Genomic DNA, 12,024 nt, shown 5'->3' on the forward strand with positions numbered 1-12,024 from the left:
GCCCTGAGCATGTCGAAGGGCACGACCGTTAAGGTGGAAGCATGACGTACTCCGTCGCCGTCTCCGGCGCATCCGGCTATGCGGGGGGCGAGATCCTGCGGCTTCTCGCAGCCCATCCCGATATCGAGATCCGCACGGTCACCGCGCATTCCAATGCCGGACAGCCGCTCACCGCGCACCAGCCGCATCTGCGCTCGCTGGCCCACCTCGAACTCCAGCCCACGACGCCGGAGGTCCTCTCCGGACACGACATCGTTTTCCTCGCCCTGCCGCACGGTCAGTCCGGGCAGTACACGGATGCTCTCGACGACACCGCGCTCGTCATCGATGCCGGAGCGGATCATCGCCTCACCTCGCAGGAGGCGTGGGATCAGTTCTACGGCGGCGACTTCCACGACCCGTGGGCCTACGGCGTTCCGGAGCTGCTGACGGGTGACGGAAAGCTCCGCGAACAGCTGCGCTCCGCACGCCGGATCGCCGCACCCGGATGCAACGCCTCGACAGTGAGCCTGAGCCTCGCCCCCGGCGTCGCTGCCCGAGTCATCGACCCCGCCGACATCGTCAGTGTGCTCGCGGTCGGCCCCTCCGGCGCGGGCAAGAGTCTGAAGCCGCACCTTCTGGGCAGCGAGATCCTCGGCACGGCGAACCCCTATGCCGTCGGCGGCACTCACCGGCACATCCCCGAGATCCGCCAGGCGCTCGCCGCGGCGAGCTCTGGCTCGGCGGAGGACATCCGCATCTCCTTCACCCCGGTGATCGTGCCGATGTCGCGGGGCATCCTGGCGACATCCAGCGCGCCGATCGTCGACGGCGTCACCGACGCGCAGATCCGCGACGCGTGGGAATCCGCCTACGCCGACGAAGCGTTCGTGCAACTGCTGCCGGAGGGCTCCTTCCCCCGCACGGCCGACGTGCTCGGGGCGAACACCGCTCTGCTGGGCCTCGCGATCGACCGGGCTGCGAACCGCGTCGTCGTCGTGGCCGCCGTCGACAACCTCGTCAAAGGCACCGCCGGCGCTGCCATCCAGTCCATGAACCTCGCGCTCGGCCTGCCAGAAGGCCGCGCCCTCACCATGAACGGAGTCGCGCCGTGAGCGTCACCGCACCCCAGGGATTCGAAGCCGCCGGCGTCGCCGTCGGCCTGAAGACGACCGGCAAGCCCGACGTCGCCGTCGTCGTCAACCGCGGGCCGCGCAAGATCGGTGCCGCCGTGTTCACCACCAACCGTGCCAAGGCCAACCCGATCCTGTGGTCGCAGAAGGTCATCATCGACCGGGTGGTCGAAGCGATCGTGCTCAATTCGGGCGGTGCAAACTGCTTCACGGGTGACTTCGGCTTCCAGACCACCCATCTCACCGCAGAGACCGCCGCTGAGCTGCTGGAAGTCAGCGCCGCAGACATCCTGGTCTGCTCCACCGGTCTGATCGGGACCGGCGGCGAGGAGTTCCGCGGCAAGGTGCTCGACGGGGTCGAACAGGCGATGGCCGCCCTCAGCACCGATGGCGGACACTCTGCGGCCGAGGCGATCATGACCACAGACACGATCGCGAAGACGGCCGAGGTCAGCCGCGATGGCTGGACGATCGGCGGCATGGCGAAGGGCGCCGGCATGCTCGCGCCCGGGCTCGCGACGATGCTCGTCGTCATCACGACGGATGCCGACCTCGACGCATCCGAGGCCGACGCCGCGCTGCGCTCGGCAACCGGCGTCAGTTTCGATCGCCTCGATTCCGACGGCTGCATGTCCACCAACGATCAGGTCACTCTGCTGGCGAACGGTGCCAGCGGCATCCGCCCCGACCTCGATGCGTTCACGACGGCGCTCACCGAACTGTGTCGGGAGCTCGCACAGAAGCTGCAGACCGATGCCGAGGGCGCCAGCCATGACATCACCATCGAGGTGACCAACGCGATGACCGAGCACGAGGCGGTCGAGGTCGGTCGCTCGGTCGCGCGCAACAACCTCTTCAAGGCGGCTGTCTTCGGCAATGACCCGAACTGGGGGCGGGTCCTCGCCGCGATCGGCACCACGAGCGCGCAGTTCGACCCCTACGACGTCGACGTGTCGATGAACGGCGTGCGGGTGTGCACCGCCGGTGGACCAGACCGGCCGCGTGAAGAGGTCGATCTCACGCCCCGCGCCATGCACCTCGAGATCGACCTGAAGGTCGGTTCGGCGACCGCCACGATCCTCACGAACGACCTCACCCACGATTACGTTCACGAGAACAGCGCCTACGCCTCATGACAGACCTGCAGGAAACCGAGCCCGAGGAAGCAGCGGTCAAAGCCGCCACGCTCATCGAATCTCTGCCGTGGCTGAAGCGCTTCCGCGATCAGATCATCGTCATCAAATACGGCGGCAACGCGATGGTCAGCGACGAACTGCAGGAGGCGTTCGCGCAGGACATCGCGTACCTGCGCTACGTCGGCGTGCTCCCCGTGGTCGTGCACGGTGGTGGTCCGCAGATCTCGAGCATGCTCGATCGCTTGGCCATCCCCAGTGAGTTCAAGGGCGGCTACCGGGTCACCTCCACCGAGGCGATCAGCGTCGTGCGGATGGTGCTCACCGGGCAGATCAACCCCACGCTGGTGGCGAAGATCAACTCGCACGGACCGATCGCCACCGGGCTCAGCGGAGAGGATGCCGGCCTGTTCGGCGGCCGCCGCCGCGGCATCGTCCTCGATGGCCAGGAAGTGGATCTCGGCCGGGTCGGTGACGTCGTGCAGGTCGATCCCACGCCCGTGCTCGACCACCTCAATGCCGGGCGCATCCCCGTGGTGTCGTCGATCGCGCCCGACCTGGATCATCCAGGACAGTCGCTGAACGTGAACGCGGATGCTGCGGCATCCGCCCTCGCGATCGCGCTCGGTGCGCGCAAACTGGTCATTCTCACCGACGTGGCCGGTCTCTACGCCGACTGGCCCAACCGCGACTCGCTCGTCTCGCACATCAACTCGGCGCGTCTGGCCGAGATGCTGCCGGGGCTCGAATCGGGGATGATCCCGAAGATGCGCGCCTGCCTCGACGCCGTCGACGGCGGAGTCGACGCCGCAGCCATCATCGACGGACGGGTGCCGCACTCGGTGCTCGTCGAACTGTTCACCAGCAAGGGAATCGGCACGGAAGTGGTCGCAGGATGACGAATTGGACCGAGAACGCATCGCGCGACCTGATGAGCGTCGGCGGACGACTGGCGATGCTCACCCACGGTGAGGGCTCCGCTGTGTGGGATGCGGACGAGAACCGCTACCTCGATTTCCTCGGCGGAATCGCCGTGAACTGCCTTGGCCACGCTCATCCGGTCTTCGTCGAGGCGATCGCCGCGCAGGCCGCCACCCTCACCCACGTGTCGAACTACTTCGCGACCCCCGGTCAGCTCGAGCTCGCGGCACGGCTGAAGCGCCTGGCCGGCACCGGCGAACAGGGGCGTGTCTTCCTCGCGAACTCCGGCACGGAAGCCAACGAGACGGCGATCAAGCTCGCTCGCCTGCACGGCAGCAAGCACGGTCGCTCCACGATCCTGGTCGTCGAGGGCGCCTTCCACGGTCGCACAATGGGCGCGCTGTCGCTGACGCCCAAGGCCGCATATCGCGACCCGTTCCTCCCGGCCATCCCCGATGTCGTGACGGTCGAGCGGTCGCTGGAAGGCCTCGCAGCCGCCTTCCGCCACAACGACGTCGCTGCGATCTTCGTCGAGCCCATCCAGGGCGAGGCGGGGGTCGTCGAACTGCCGGACGGATTCCTCGCGCGTGCGCGCTCTCTCGCCACCGAGCATGACGCCCTGCTCATCCTCGATGAAGTGCAGACCGGCTCAGGCCGCACGGGGGAGTGGTTCGCGTTCCAGCGCGAGGGCGTCATCCCGGATGCCGTGACTCTCGCCAAGAGCATCGGAGCAGGATTCCCCCTGGGCGCGCTCGTGACCTTCGGCGCTGCCAGCGACCTGTTCTACCCCGGTACCCACAACTCGACGTTCGGCGGAAACCCGCTGGCCAGCGCCGTCGCGAATGCGGTGCTCGGCTACATCGAAGACGAGCACCTCCTCGACAACGTGAACGCACGGGGCGAGCAGCTGCGTGCTGGCGTGGCCGAGATGCCGCTGGTGGCCGGCACCACCGGCGCGGGACTGCTGATCGGCATCCGCCTGACCGCACCCGTCGCCGCCGAGATCCGCGCCGCTGCGCACGAGAACGGCCTGATCATCAACGCCCCGACGGATGATGTCATCCGCATCGCACCGGCGTACACCATCGGTGACGCCGAGGTGGAAGAGTTCCTCACCAAGTTCGGCGCGGCGCTCGCCGCCGTCGCCGCATCCGCACCCACCCCCACGGAGACGCCCGCATGACCCGACACCTGCTTCGCGACGACGATCTGACCCCTGCCGAGCAGGCGGAGATCCTCGATCTCGCCCTCGAGCTGAAGAAGGACCGGTGGGCGAACAAAGCTCTGGAGGGGCCGCAGACCGTCGCGGTCATCTTCGACAAGTCCTCCACCCGCACCCGGGTCTCCTTCGCGGTCGGCATCGCCGATCTTGGGGGGTCACCGCTGATCATCTCCACCGCGAACAGCCAGCTCGGTGGCAAGGAGACCCCCGCAGACACGGCGCGGGTGCTCGAGCGTCAGGTCGCGGCGATCGTCTGGCGCACCTATGCGCAGTCCGGCCTGGAGGACATGGCGCGCGGCACCCGGGTGCCGGTTGTGAACGCGCTCTCCGATGACTTCCATCCCTGCCAGCTGCTCGCCGACCTGCTGACGATCCGCGAGCACAAGGGAACTCTCCGGGGACTCACACTGTCGTTCTACGGCGACGGTCGCAGCAACATGGCGCACTCGTATCTGCTCGCCGGCGTCACCGCGGGCATGCATGTGCGCGTCACCTCGCCGCTCGCGTACGCGCCGCGCGCCGACATCATCACCGCAGCCCAGACGCGCGCCGCCGAGACCGGCGGATCCGTCACTCTGCTCACGGACCCGCGCGAGGCCGCTCTCGGCGCCGACGTCGTGGTGACCGACACCTGGGTGTCGATGGGCAAGGAGGAGGAGAAGATCGGCCGACTGCGTGACCTCGGCGGGTACAAGGTGACGACCGAGATCATGAGCCTCGCCGACCCCGACTCGCTGTTCATCCACTGCCTGCCCGCCGACCGCGGGTACGAGGTCGACTCCGAGGTCATCGACGGACCGCAGAGCGTCGTCTGGGATGAGGCCGAGAACCGGCTGCACGCGCAGAAGGCGCTGCTGGTCTGGCTGCTTGCGAAGCAGGACGCAGCATGAGCGGCGCGCAGGGGACGAATGACGGTGCGCTCTGGGGGGCCCGCTTCGCCGGTGGGCCGTCGCCGGAGCTGGCCGAGCTGAGCCGCTCGACGCACTTCGACTGGATTCTCGCGCCCTATGACATCGCGGGGTCCCACGCGCACGCGACGGCGCTGGAGGCCGCGGGCTATCTCGAAGCCGATGAGGCGCGGGTGATGCACGAAGGGCTCGACGCGCTTGCCTCGAAGATCGCCGATGGCACGCTGCAGCCCGCTCCAGGCGATGAAGACGTGCACGGTGCACTGGAGAAGGCGCTCATCGCCGAGGTGGGCGCCGAAGTGGGCGGACGCCTGCGTGCCGGGCGCAGCCGCAACGACCAGATCGCCACGCTCGTGCGGATGTACCTCATCGACCACGCCCGGGTCATCGCTCGCGATCTGCTTCGCGTCATCGATGCTCTCGTCGCCCAGTCAGAAGCGCACGCCGAGGCCATCCTGCCCGGCCGCACGCACCTGCAGCACGCGCAGCCGGTGCTGTTGGCGCATCACCTTCAGGCGCACGCCTGGCCGCTGGTGCGGGAACTCGAACGACTGGTCGACTGGCGTCGGCGTGCGGGCGTCTCGCCCTATGGCGGCGGAGCGCTCGCTGGATCCACGCTGGGTCTGGATCCAGCGCTCGTCGCCAGCGAGCTGGGCCTCGACCGACCGGCGGAGAACTCTCTCGACGGCACGTCTGCTCGGGATGTGGTCGCCGAGTTCGCGTTCATCGCCGCGATGACCGGCATCGACCTCTCGCGCCTCAGCGAGGAGATCATCCTCTGGAACACGCGTGAGTTCGGATTCGTCACACTGGATGATTCCTACTCGACGGGGTCGAGCATCATGCCGCAGAAGAAGAATCCCGACATCGCCGAGCTCGCGCGCGGCAAGTCCGGCCGACTCATCGGCAACCTTTCCGGGCTGCTCGCCACTCTGAAGGGCCTGCCGCTCGCCTACAACCGTGATCTGCAGGAAGACAAGGAGCCCGTTTTCGACTCCGTGCAGACGCTGGAGGTCGTGCTTCCCGCCTTCGCTGGCATGATCGCCACGATGCGCTTCGACACCGCACGGATGGCAGAGCTCGCCCCGCAGGGCTTCTCGCTCGCGACGGATGTCGCCGAGTGGCTGGTGAAGCGACGGGTGCCGTTCCGCGATGCGCATGAGATCTCGGGCGCGCTCGTGCGGGCGTGCGAGGAGGCCGGCATCGGACTCGAAGATGCCACCGATGAGCTGCTCGTCTCGGTGTCGCCGCATCTCGTCCCCGAGGTGCGCGACGTGCTCTCGATCGAGGGGTCGGTGGCATCGCGCACCGGTGTCGGCGGCACGGCGCCCGTGCGCGTTGCCGAGCAGCGCGCGGAGCTGGTCGCTCGAGCGCAGGCGGCCGCGCACGCGCTGGGGCTGTGACAGCGGGCGGATGCCGTGACGGCACGCACTGTCAGGCATATCGCTAATTTATAGCCAAGTAAGGCATATTCGGCCAATATTCGTGTTACTGTCATCCCATGGTCATCGCCGTGATCGCCGACATCGTCGGATCCCGTCGACTCCGTGATCGGGCCGCGGCCCAGCGGATGTTCGACGAGACGATCGCGCGCGTGGAGGGCACGCACCCGCTCTCCGAGCATCCGCTGCGACCGACTGTCGGCGACGAGCAGCAGGGCGTTTATCCCGGGCTCTCCGAAGCGCTGCACTCGCTCTTGCTGCTGCAGCTCGCTCTTCCAGACGGCATCGAGTTCCGATTCGGGCTCGGCGTCGGGGAGATCCGCCCCGTCGAGTCCGCGCACCGAGAGCTTTCCGACGGTCCCGGCTGGTGGGCTGCGCGCGATGCCATCGAGACAGTGCATGAGCGTCAGCAGAAGGCGGTCCCGAGCGCCAGGACCTGGATTGTCGGAGCCCCCGATCAAGATGAAGTCATGGCCGGGATCATCGCCGCATCGAACGCGTACCTGCTCGCCCGCGATGAGATAGTGGTGCGCATGAGCGGGCGCGAACGGCGCCTCGCCTACGGGCGAGCGTGCGGACTCTCGCAGCGTGAACTCGCCGAGCAGGAGGGCATCACGCAGCCGAGCGTCTCGAAGTCGCTGCGCAGTTCCGGAGCAGCGGCGCTGCTGGACGGCATCGACGTGCTGGGCGGGGGCGGGAGATGATCGTCGCCGCGCTGACTCTGCTCAGCATCGGTGCCGCCGACCTGCTGCGCAGGTTCAGCGCTCATCGACCGCTGCGCCTGACTCTGCTGATCATCCTCGCGGTGGTGGTCGTCGCGATCGGGGCATGCAGCGACGCGCTGATCCCGGCACTCATCGCCGTCGCCCTTGCCGCGCTGTGGATGCGGACGATGCCGCTGGATGCCACGGGCCCGGCATCCTTCTGGCCAGCGATCGTGCTCGGAGCGCTCGCCGCTGCGACGACGGCATTGATGCCGGCGCGTGCGATGCCCGGGCTCATCGGCGAGGTATGGCACCTGCCGTCGCCGGAGGGAGAGATCCGCTTCGACGTCGCCGTGCTCGCCGTCGGCGTCATGCTCTTCGTCAGCGAATCCGCGAACCTCGTCGTCCGTGCGGCGCTGGATCGTGAAGGAACCTGGCGACCCGCCGATCAGGGCGGTGCCCTCCGCGGGGGCCAGCTGCGCCAGCCGCAGCAGGCTGCGACCGGCTTTCAGGGCGGACGCCTCATCGGCCCGCTCGAGCGGGCGCTGGTCGTCGTGCTCACTCTCGCCACCGCGTACCCGCTGCTGGCGGCAATGCTCGCGGCGAAGGGGATCGTGCGCTTTCCGGAGATCTCCAAAGACGGCGAGACCGGCGCCCGGGCCGAATACTTCCTGGTCGGGAGCCTCGTGAGCTGGGTCGTCGCTCTCGGCGCCGCATTCTTGCTCTGGTGGGCCGTGCGCGTCTGATCCCGGCGTCAAGCAGCACGTGGGCGCGCTGATAACCTGGAGCGCGTGTCAACTCCGTCTCTGACGACCGCGCCCGTGGCGCTCGATCCCACCTTCGAGAATGTGTGGGACGAGATCGTCTGGCGTGGCCTCGTCCACGTGTCCACCGATCAGGCGGCGCTGCGCGCCCTGCTCTCCGGGGACCCGATCACGTATTACTGCGGATTCGACCCGACCGCGCCCAGCCTGCACCTCGGCAACCTCGTGCAGCTGCTCACGCTTCGGCGCCTCCAGCTCGCCGGCCACAAGCCGCTGGGCCTTGTCGGCGGATCGACCGGACTCATCGGCGACCCGCGCCCGACGGCGGAGCGCACCCTGAACACACCGGAGACGGTCGCCGAATGGGTGGATCGTCTGCGCGCCCAGGTCGAGCGCTTCCTCAGCTTCGACGGTGACAACGCGGCCCGACTCGTGAACAACCTCGATTGGACGGCGCCGATGAGCGCCATCGAGTTCCTGCGCGAGATCGGCAAGCACTACCGGGTCGGCACCATGCTGAAGAAGGATGCCGTCGCCGCCCGCCTGAACTCCGACGCGGGTATCAGCTACACCGAGTTCAGCTACCAGATCCTGCAGGGGATGGACTTCCTCGAGCTCTACCGCCAGTACGACTGCGTGCTGCAGACCGGCGGCAGCGATCAGTGGGGCAACCTGATCAGCGGCAGCGACCTGATCCACAAGGTCGAGGGCACGTCCGTGCATGCGATCGGCACACCGTTGATCACCAACAGCGACGGCACCAAGTTCGGCAAGAGCGAGGGCAACGCGATCTGGCTCGACGCCGAGATGTGCAGCCCGTACCGGATGTTCCAGTTCTGGCTCAGCACCACGGATGCCGATGTGCTCGACCGGCTGAAGGTCTTCACCTTCTTGACCCGGGCCGAGATCGAGGAGTACGCCGCGCTCGTCGAGTCCGAGCCTTTCCGTCGCGCCGCGCAGAAGCGTCTTGCCCGTGAGGTGTGCGCCACCGTGCACGGCCCCGAGGCGACCGCCGCGGTCGTTGCCGCATCGGATGCGCTGTTCGGGCAGGGAGACCTGGCAGAGCTGGATGCTGCGACACTGCGGACGGCACTCGAGGAGCTTCCGAACGCCACGGTCGCCGCCGGCACCACGGTCGTCGAAGCACTCGTCGAAACCGGGCTGGTCTCCAGCGCATCAGAAGCGCGCCGCGCCATCTCGCAGGGCGGCGTGAGCCTGGATGGCGAGCGCGTTGCCGATGACACGGCTGTCGTCCAGGGCGGGCTTCCGGGCGGTGTCTCGGTGCTGCGTCGTGGCAAGAAGACCCTCGCGGGGCTTTTCGTCGGCTGATGCCGTTCACAGCCAGCCATGCAGTGGTGGCACTGCCATTCCTGCGCACGCCGCTGGTGCCCGCGGCCATTGCAATCGGAGCGATGACCCCGGACCTGCCGCTGTTCCTGCGTGGGGTCGGTGTGAGCTATGGGTTCACACACGCTCCCGTGAATGTGATCTGGACGGCGCTCATCGCGCTCGGACTGTTCCTGCTCTGGCGATGCGTGCTGCGATCAGCAGCATCCGAACTCTCGCCGATGTGGCTGGCACGACGACTTCCCGAGGACTGGAATGCGCCGGCGCCAACTGCCCTCCGCGAGGCGCTGGGCATCGCGCAGCGGTGGACGCACGCGCTGTGGCTGGCGGCATCGCTGGTCATCGGCGTGCTCTCCCACATCCTCTGGGACGCGTTCACCCATGCGGGGCGGGTCGGCACTCAGCTGCTGCCTGGACTCAACGCGCAGTGGGGGCCACTGCTGGGTTTCAAGTGGCTGCAGCACGGGTCCAGCGTCGCAGGCCTTTTGATCATCGGGGTCTGGGCGCTGATCTGGCTGCGCCGCGCAGATCGCCGTGGGACCGCGCCGCGACGCCTCCCCGCATTCGTGCGGGTGCTCTGGTGGATATCGCTTCCGGCCATGCTCATCGCGGCATGGGTCATTGGCTACCTGATGCTCGGGCCGTTCAACGGCACGTTCACTTTTCAGCACCTGGCATATCGCACGCTTCCGCCGGCCTGCGGAGTCTGGGCGGTGCTCACTCTTGTGCTGTGCATCATCATCGCCATGCGGGCGCATCGGCGCCCCACGGTCGAGGCGCCTCGAAGCTGAACCCCGGCAGTGCCGACCGCACAGTGGTCACTGAGTGCCCATCCAGGGTGAAGTGCTGCAGATGTTCGGCCGGATCGATGTCTGGGACTGGTTCGGCAGCCGTGCGGCGCGGCATCCCGAGCAGTTCTGCGGCGACTCGGCGCAGTGACGTGCTGACCAGCCACGCGCCGCCTTCGGATCTTTGTCGTGCCAGAGCGGCGCAGATCGCCGCAGCGAGCAGGTAGCCCGCACTGTGATCGAGCGCCTGTGCGGGCAGGGCGCCCGGAGTCTCGCCGTCTGCGGATTCCACGAGCGCGATCCCGGATTCTGCCTGCACGAGGCTGTCGAAACCCCTTCGATCGGGATCGTCGGCCCCCCATGCGCTCAATTGCGCGATGACCAGCTGCGGATGCTGTGCAGCAAGACGCTCGGGGGAGAGACCGAGTCGATCGAGGGCCGCGGGTCGATAGCCGAGTACGACGACATCAGCCCGGGCAAGCAGCTCGGCCATCTGCGTGGAGCGCGCGTCCAGACGTGCCGAGCGTTTGCCATGGCCGGTATCGAGGTGCTGCCAGCTGATCTCGGGCAGGTCAGGAGGATCGATGCGCAGCACCTCGGCGCCGAGCAGCGCGAGAGTGCGTGTGCAGACCGGACCGGCGATCACGCGGGTGAGATCGAGCACACGGATGCCGGCCAGCGGCGCATCCGCCTGGAAGGGCAACGCGCGCCGAGTTGGGGTGCGCGAAGGCGGGGCGGAGTCCGCGATGCGGCGGACGTCGACCAGGGGAAGCGCGCGGAGTGCGGCATCGCGGTGGGGATCCTCGGGTTGCACGGCGACGGCCAAGCCTCCTGCGCTGGTGATCTGCGCGACCGAATCCTGCACGGTCGCGCCGGCCAGGATCCCGCCGAGCTCATCGGCCGAGGCATTGGCGGAACCGAATGCTCTGTTCAGGGCGCGCGCGTGGTGCGAGTAGTTGGCGTGGGTGCGCAGCCACCCATCGGACGCTGGCCAGAACTTCGAGTACGGCGAGAAGGCCTCCTGCGCTTCTGCGTCAATTCGCAGCAGTCGATCGCTGCGGTAGGCGAGCGCGATGCGGTTCGAATCGGGAGTGGCGAGTGCCGGACGGTCAGGCCGGGCTGCCAGCGCCGCTGCCGTCACGCTCGCCCAGGCGAGAGCGCCGGTCGCCAGCCTCGATCGCAGCGGGACGCGGGACCGCACGGGTGGGATCTGCGCGATGAGTGACCGCGGGATCCCCAGGTCGGCTCCGATCTGCGATAGCAGCGCGCCTTGGATACTCGAGTCATCGCCGCTGGAGCGGCGAGAGCGCGCTGCGATCCTGGAGGAGTCCATGGCGCGATCCTATGCTCGTCGGGTGCCGAGAACTCAGAAAACAGGCGCTGATCGGGCAAGAGCTGTCACCGCGGTCTGCGCGACACGCCCGGGTGGCGGTTCGGATTTGCCGGGATGCCGGGATCCACGTAATCTTTTACTTGTTCGGCCCCAAAGGGTAGAGCGGAAGGCCGGAAGGCCTGGCTCCCCTCAAGTAGCGAACATCTCCTCTTCTTGTTTCACCAGTCAGTTTCTTGGTGTAGGGTTGAGGTTCCGGTTCCGGCCTGACTGCTCTGCAGTCCCGGATGAGCCGGGTTTAGATTGTGAAGTTGCCTTGCGCGTCCTGCCTTTGTTGGTGGGTGTGTGGGTGC

General features: G+C 67.8%; 11 protein-coding genes. 10 read left to right on the forward strand and 1 reads right to left on the reverse strand.

Features of this window, described 5'->3' with window-relative positions:
- Positions 1–41 precede the first annotated feature (41 nt).
- From argC to FM104_RS16185, 10 genes are all read left to right on the forward strand, one after another.
- Positions 42–1,094, forward strand: coding sequence for an N-acetyl-gamma-glutamyl-phosphate reductase (gene argC, locus FM104_RS16140; RefSeq protein ID WP_087133218.1), 1,053 nt, complete (start codon positions 42–44; stop codon positions 1,092–1,094).
- Positions 1,091–2,248 carry a bifunctional glutamate N-acetyltransferase/amino-acid acetyltransferase ArgJ gene (gene argJ / locus FM104_RS16145; RefSeq protein WP_087133219.1) on the forward strand — a complete coding sequence of 386 codons (1,158 nt, stop codon included), beginning with the start codon at positions 1,091–1,093 and terminating at the stop codon, positions 2,246–2,248. Before argC ends, argJ begins: the two co-directional genes overlap by 4 nt.
- Positions 2,245–3,144: an acetylglutamate kinase gene (argB, locus tag FM104_RS16150; protein WP_087133220.1), complete on the forward strand. Its 900-nt coding sequence runs from the start codon at positions 2,245–2,247 to the stop codon at positions 3,142–3,144. Before argJ ends, argB begins: the two co-directional genes overlap by 4 nt.
- Complete coding sequence (locus tag FM104_RS16155; RefSeq protein ID WP_087133221.1) at positions 3,141–4,349, forward strand: acetylornithine transaminase; 1,209 nt, start codon at positions 3,141–3,143, stop codon at positions 4,347–4,349. Before argB ends, FM104_RS16155 begins: the two co-directional genes overlap by 4 nt.
- The gene (gene argF, locus FM104_RS16160) at positions 4,346–5,278 is read left to right on the forward strand and encodes an ornithine carbamoyltransferase (protein WP_087133222.1); all 933 of its coding nucleotides are present in this window, start codon (positions 4,346–4,348) and stop codon (positions 5,276–5,278) included. Before FM104_RS16155 ends, argF begins: the two co-directional genes overlap by 4 nt.
- Positions 5,275–6,699 carry an argininosuccinate lyase gene (gene argH / locus FM104_RS16165; protein ID WP_087133223.1) on the forward strand — a complete coding sequence of 475 codons (1,425 nt, stop codon included), beginning with the start codon at positions 5,275–5,277 and terminating at the stop codon, positions 6,697–6,699. Before argF ends, argH begins: the two co-directional genes overlap by 4 nt.
- A gap of 98 nt (positions 6,700–6,797) precedes the next feature.
- Positions 6,798–7,442 carry a SatD family protein gene (locus tag FM104_RS16170; protein ID WP_087133224.1) on the forward strand — a complete coding sequence of 215 codons (645 nt, stop codon included), beginning with the start codon at positions 6,798–6,800 and terminating at the stop codon, positions 7,440–7,442.
- Positions 7,439–8,188, forward strand: coding sequence for a hypothetical protein (locus tag FM104_RS16175; RefSeq protein ID WP_087133225.1), 750 nt, complete (start codon positions 7,439–7,441; stop codon positions 8,186–8,188). Before FM104_RS16170 ends, FM104_RS16175 begins: the two co-directional genes overlap by 4 nt.
- A gap of 45 nt (positions 8,189–8,233) precedes the next feature.
- Entirely contained in the window at positions 8,234–9,535 is a 1,302-nt protein-coding gene (gene tyrS / locus FM104_RS16180) for a tyrosine--tRNA ligase (RefSeq protein ID WP_087133226.1), read from the forward strand.
- A complete protein-coding gene (locus FM104_RS16185; protein ID WP_087133227.1) occupies positions 9,535–10,344 on the forward strand; it encodes a DUF4184 family protein in 810 nt (269 codons plus the stop codon). The genes tyrS and FM104_RS16185 overlap by 1 nt, the downstream gene beginning before the upstream one ends.
- Here FM104_RS16185 and FM104_RS16190 read toward each other — a convergent pair.
- Positions 10,292–11,674, reverse strand: a complete 1,383-nt coding sequence (locus tag FM104_RS16190) for a CoA transferase (RefSeq protein WP_256971710.1) — start codon at positions 11,672–11,674, stop codon at positions 10,292–10,294. The two genes, FM104_RS16185 and FM104_RS16190, sit on opposite strands and share 53 nt — an antisense overlap.
- Positions 11,675–12,024: the final 350 nt, after the last annotated feature.

Source organism: Microbacterium esteraromaticum (assembly GCF_900163815.1).
Taxonomy (GTDB): Bacteria; Actinomycetota; Actinomycetes; order Actinomycetales; family Microbacteriaceae; genus Microbacterium; species Microbacterium esteraromaticum_B.

What these genes read in the sequence shown, in the direction of transcription:
- argC (WP_087133218.1), top strand. Translation starts at nt 42, where the DNA reads ATGACGTACTCCGTCGCCGTCTCCGGCGCATCCGGCTATGCGGGGGGC.
- argB (WP_087133220.1), top strand. Translation starts at nt 2,245, where the DNA reads ATGACAGACCTGCAGGAAACCGAGCCCGAGGAAGCAGCGGTCAAAGCC.
- FM104_RS16155 (WP_087133221.1), top strand. Translation starts at nt 3,141, where the DNA reads ATGACGAATTGGACCGAGAACGCATCGCGCGACCTGATGAGCGTCGGC.
- argF (WP_087133222.1), top strand. Translation starts at nt 4,346, where the DNA reads ATGACCCGACACCTGCTTCGCGACGACGATCTGACCCCTGCCGAGCAG.
- argH (WP_087133223.1), top strand. Translation starts at nt 5,275, where the DNA reads ATGAGCGGCGCGCAGGGGACGAATGACGGTGCGCTCTGGGGGGCCCGC.
- FM104_RS16170 (WP_087133224.1), top strand. Translation starts at nt 6,798, where the DNA reads ATGGTCATCGCCGTGATCGCCGACATCGTCGGATCCCGTCGACTCCGT.
- FM104_RS16175 (WP_087133225.1), top strand. Translation starts at nt 7,439, where the DNA reads ATGATCGTCGCCGCGCTGACTCTGCTCAGCATCGGTGCCGCCGACCTG.
- FM104_RS16185 (WP_087133227.1), top strand. Translation starts at nt 9,535, where the DNA reads ATGCCGTTCACAGCCAGCCATGCAGTGGTGGCACTGCCATTCCTGCGC.
- FM104_RS16190 (WP_256971710.1), bottom strand. Translation starts at nt 11,674, where the DNA reads ATGGACTCCTCCAGGATCGCAGCGCGCTCTCGCCGCTCCAGCGGCGAT.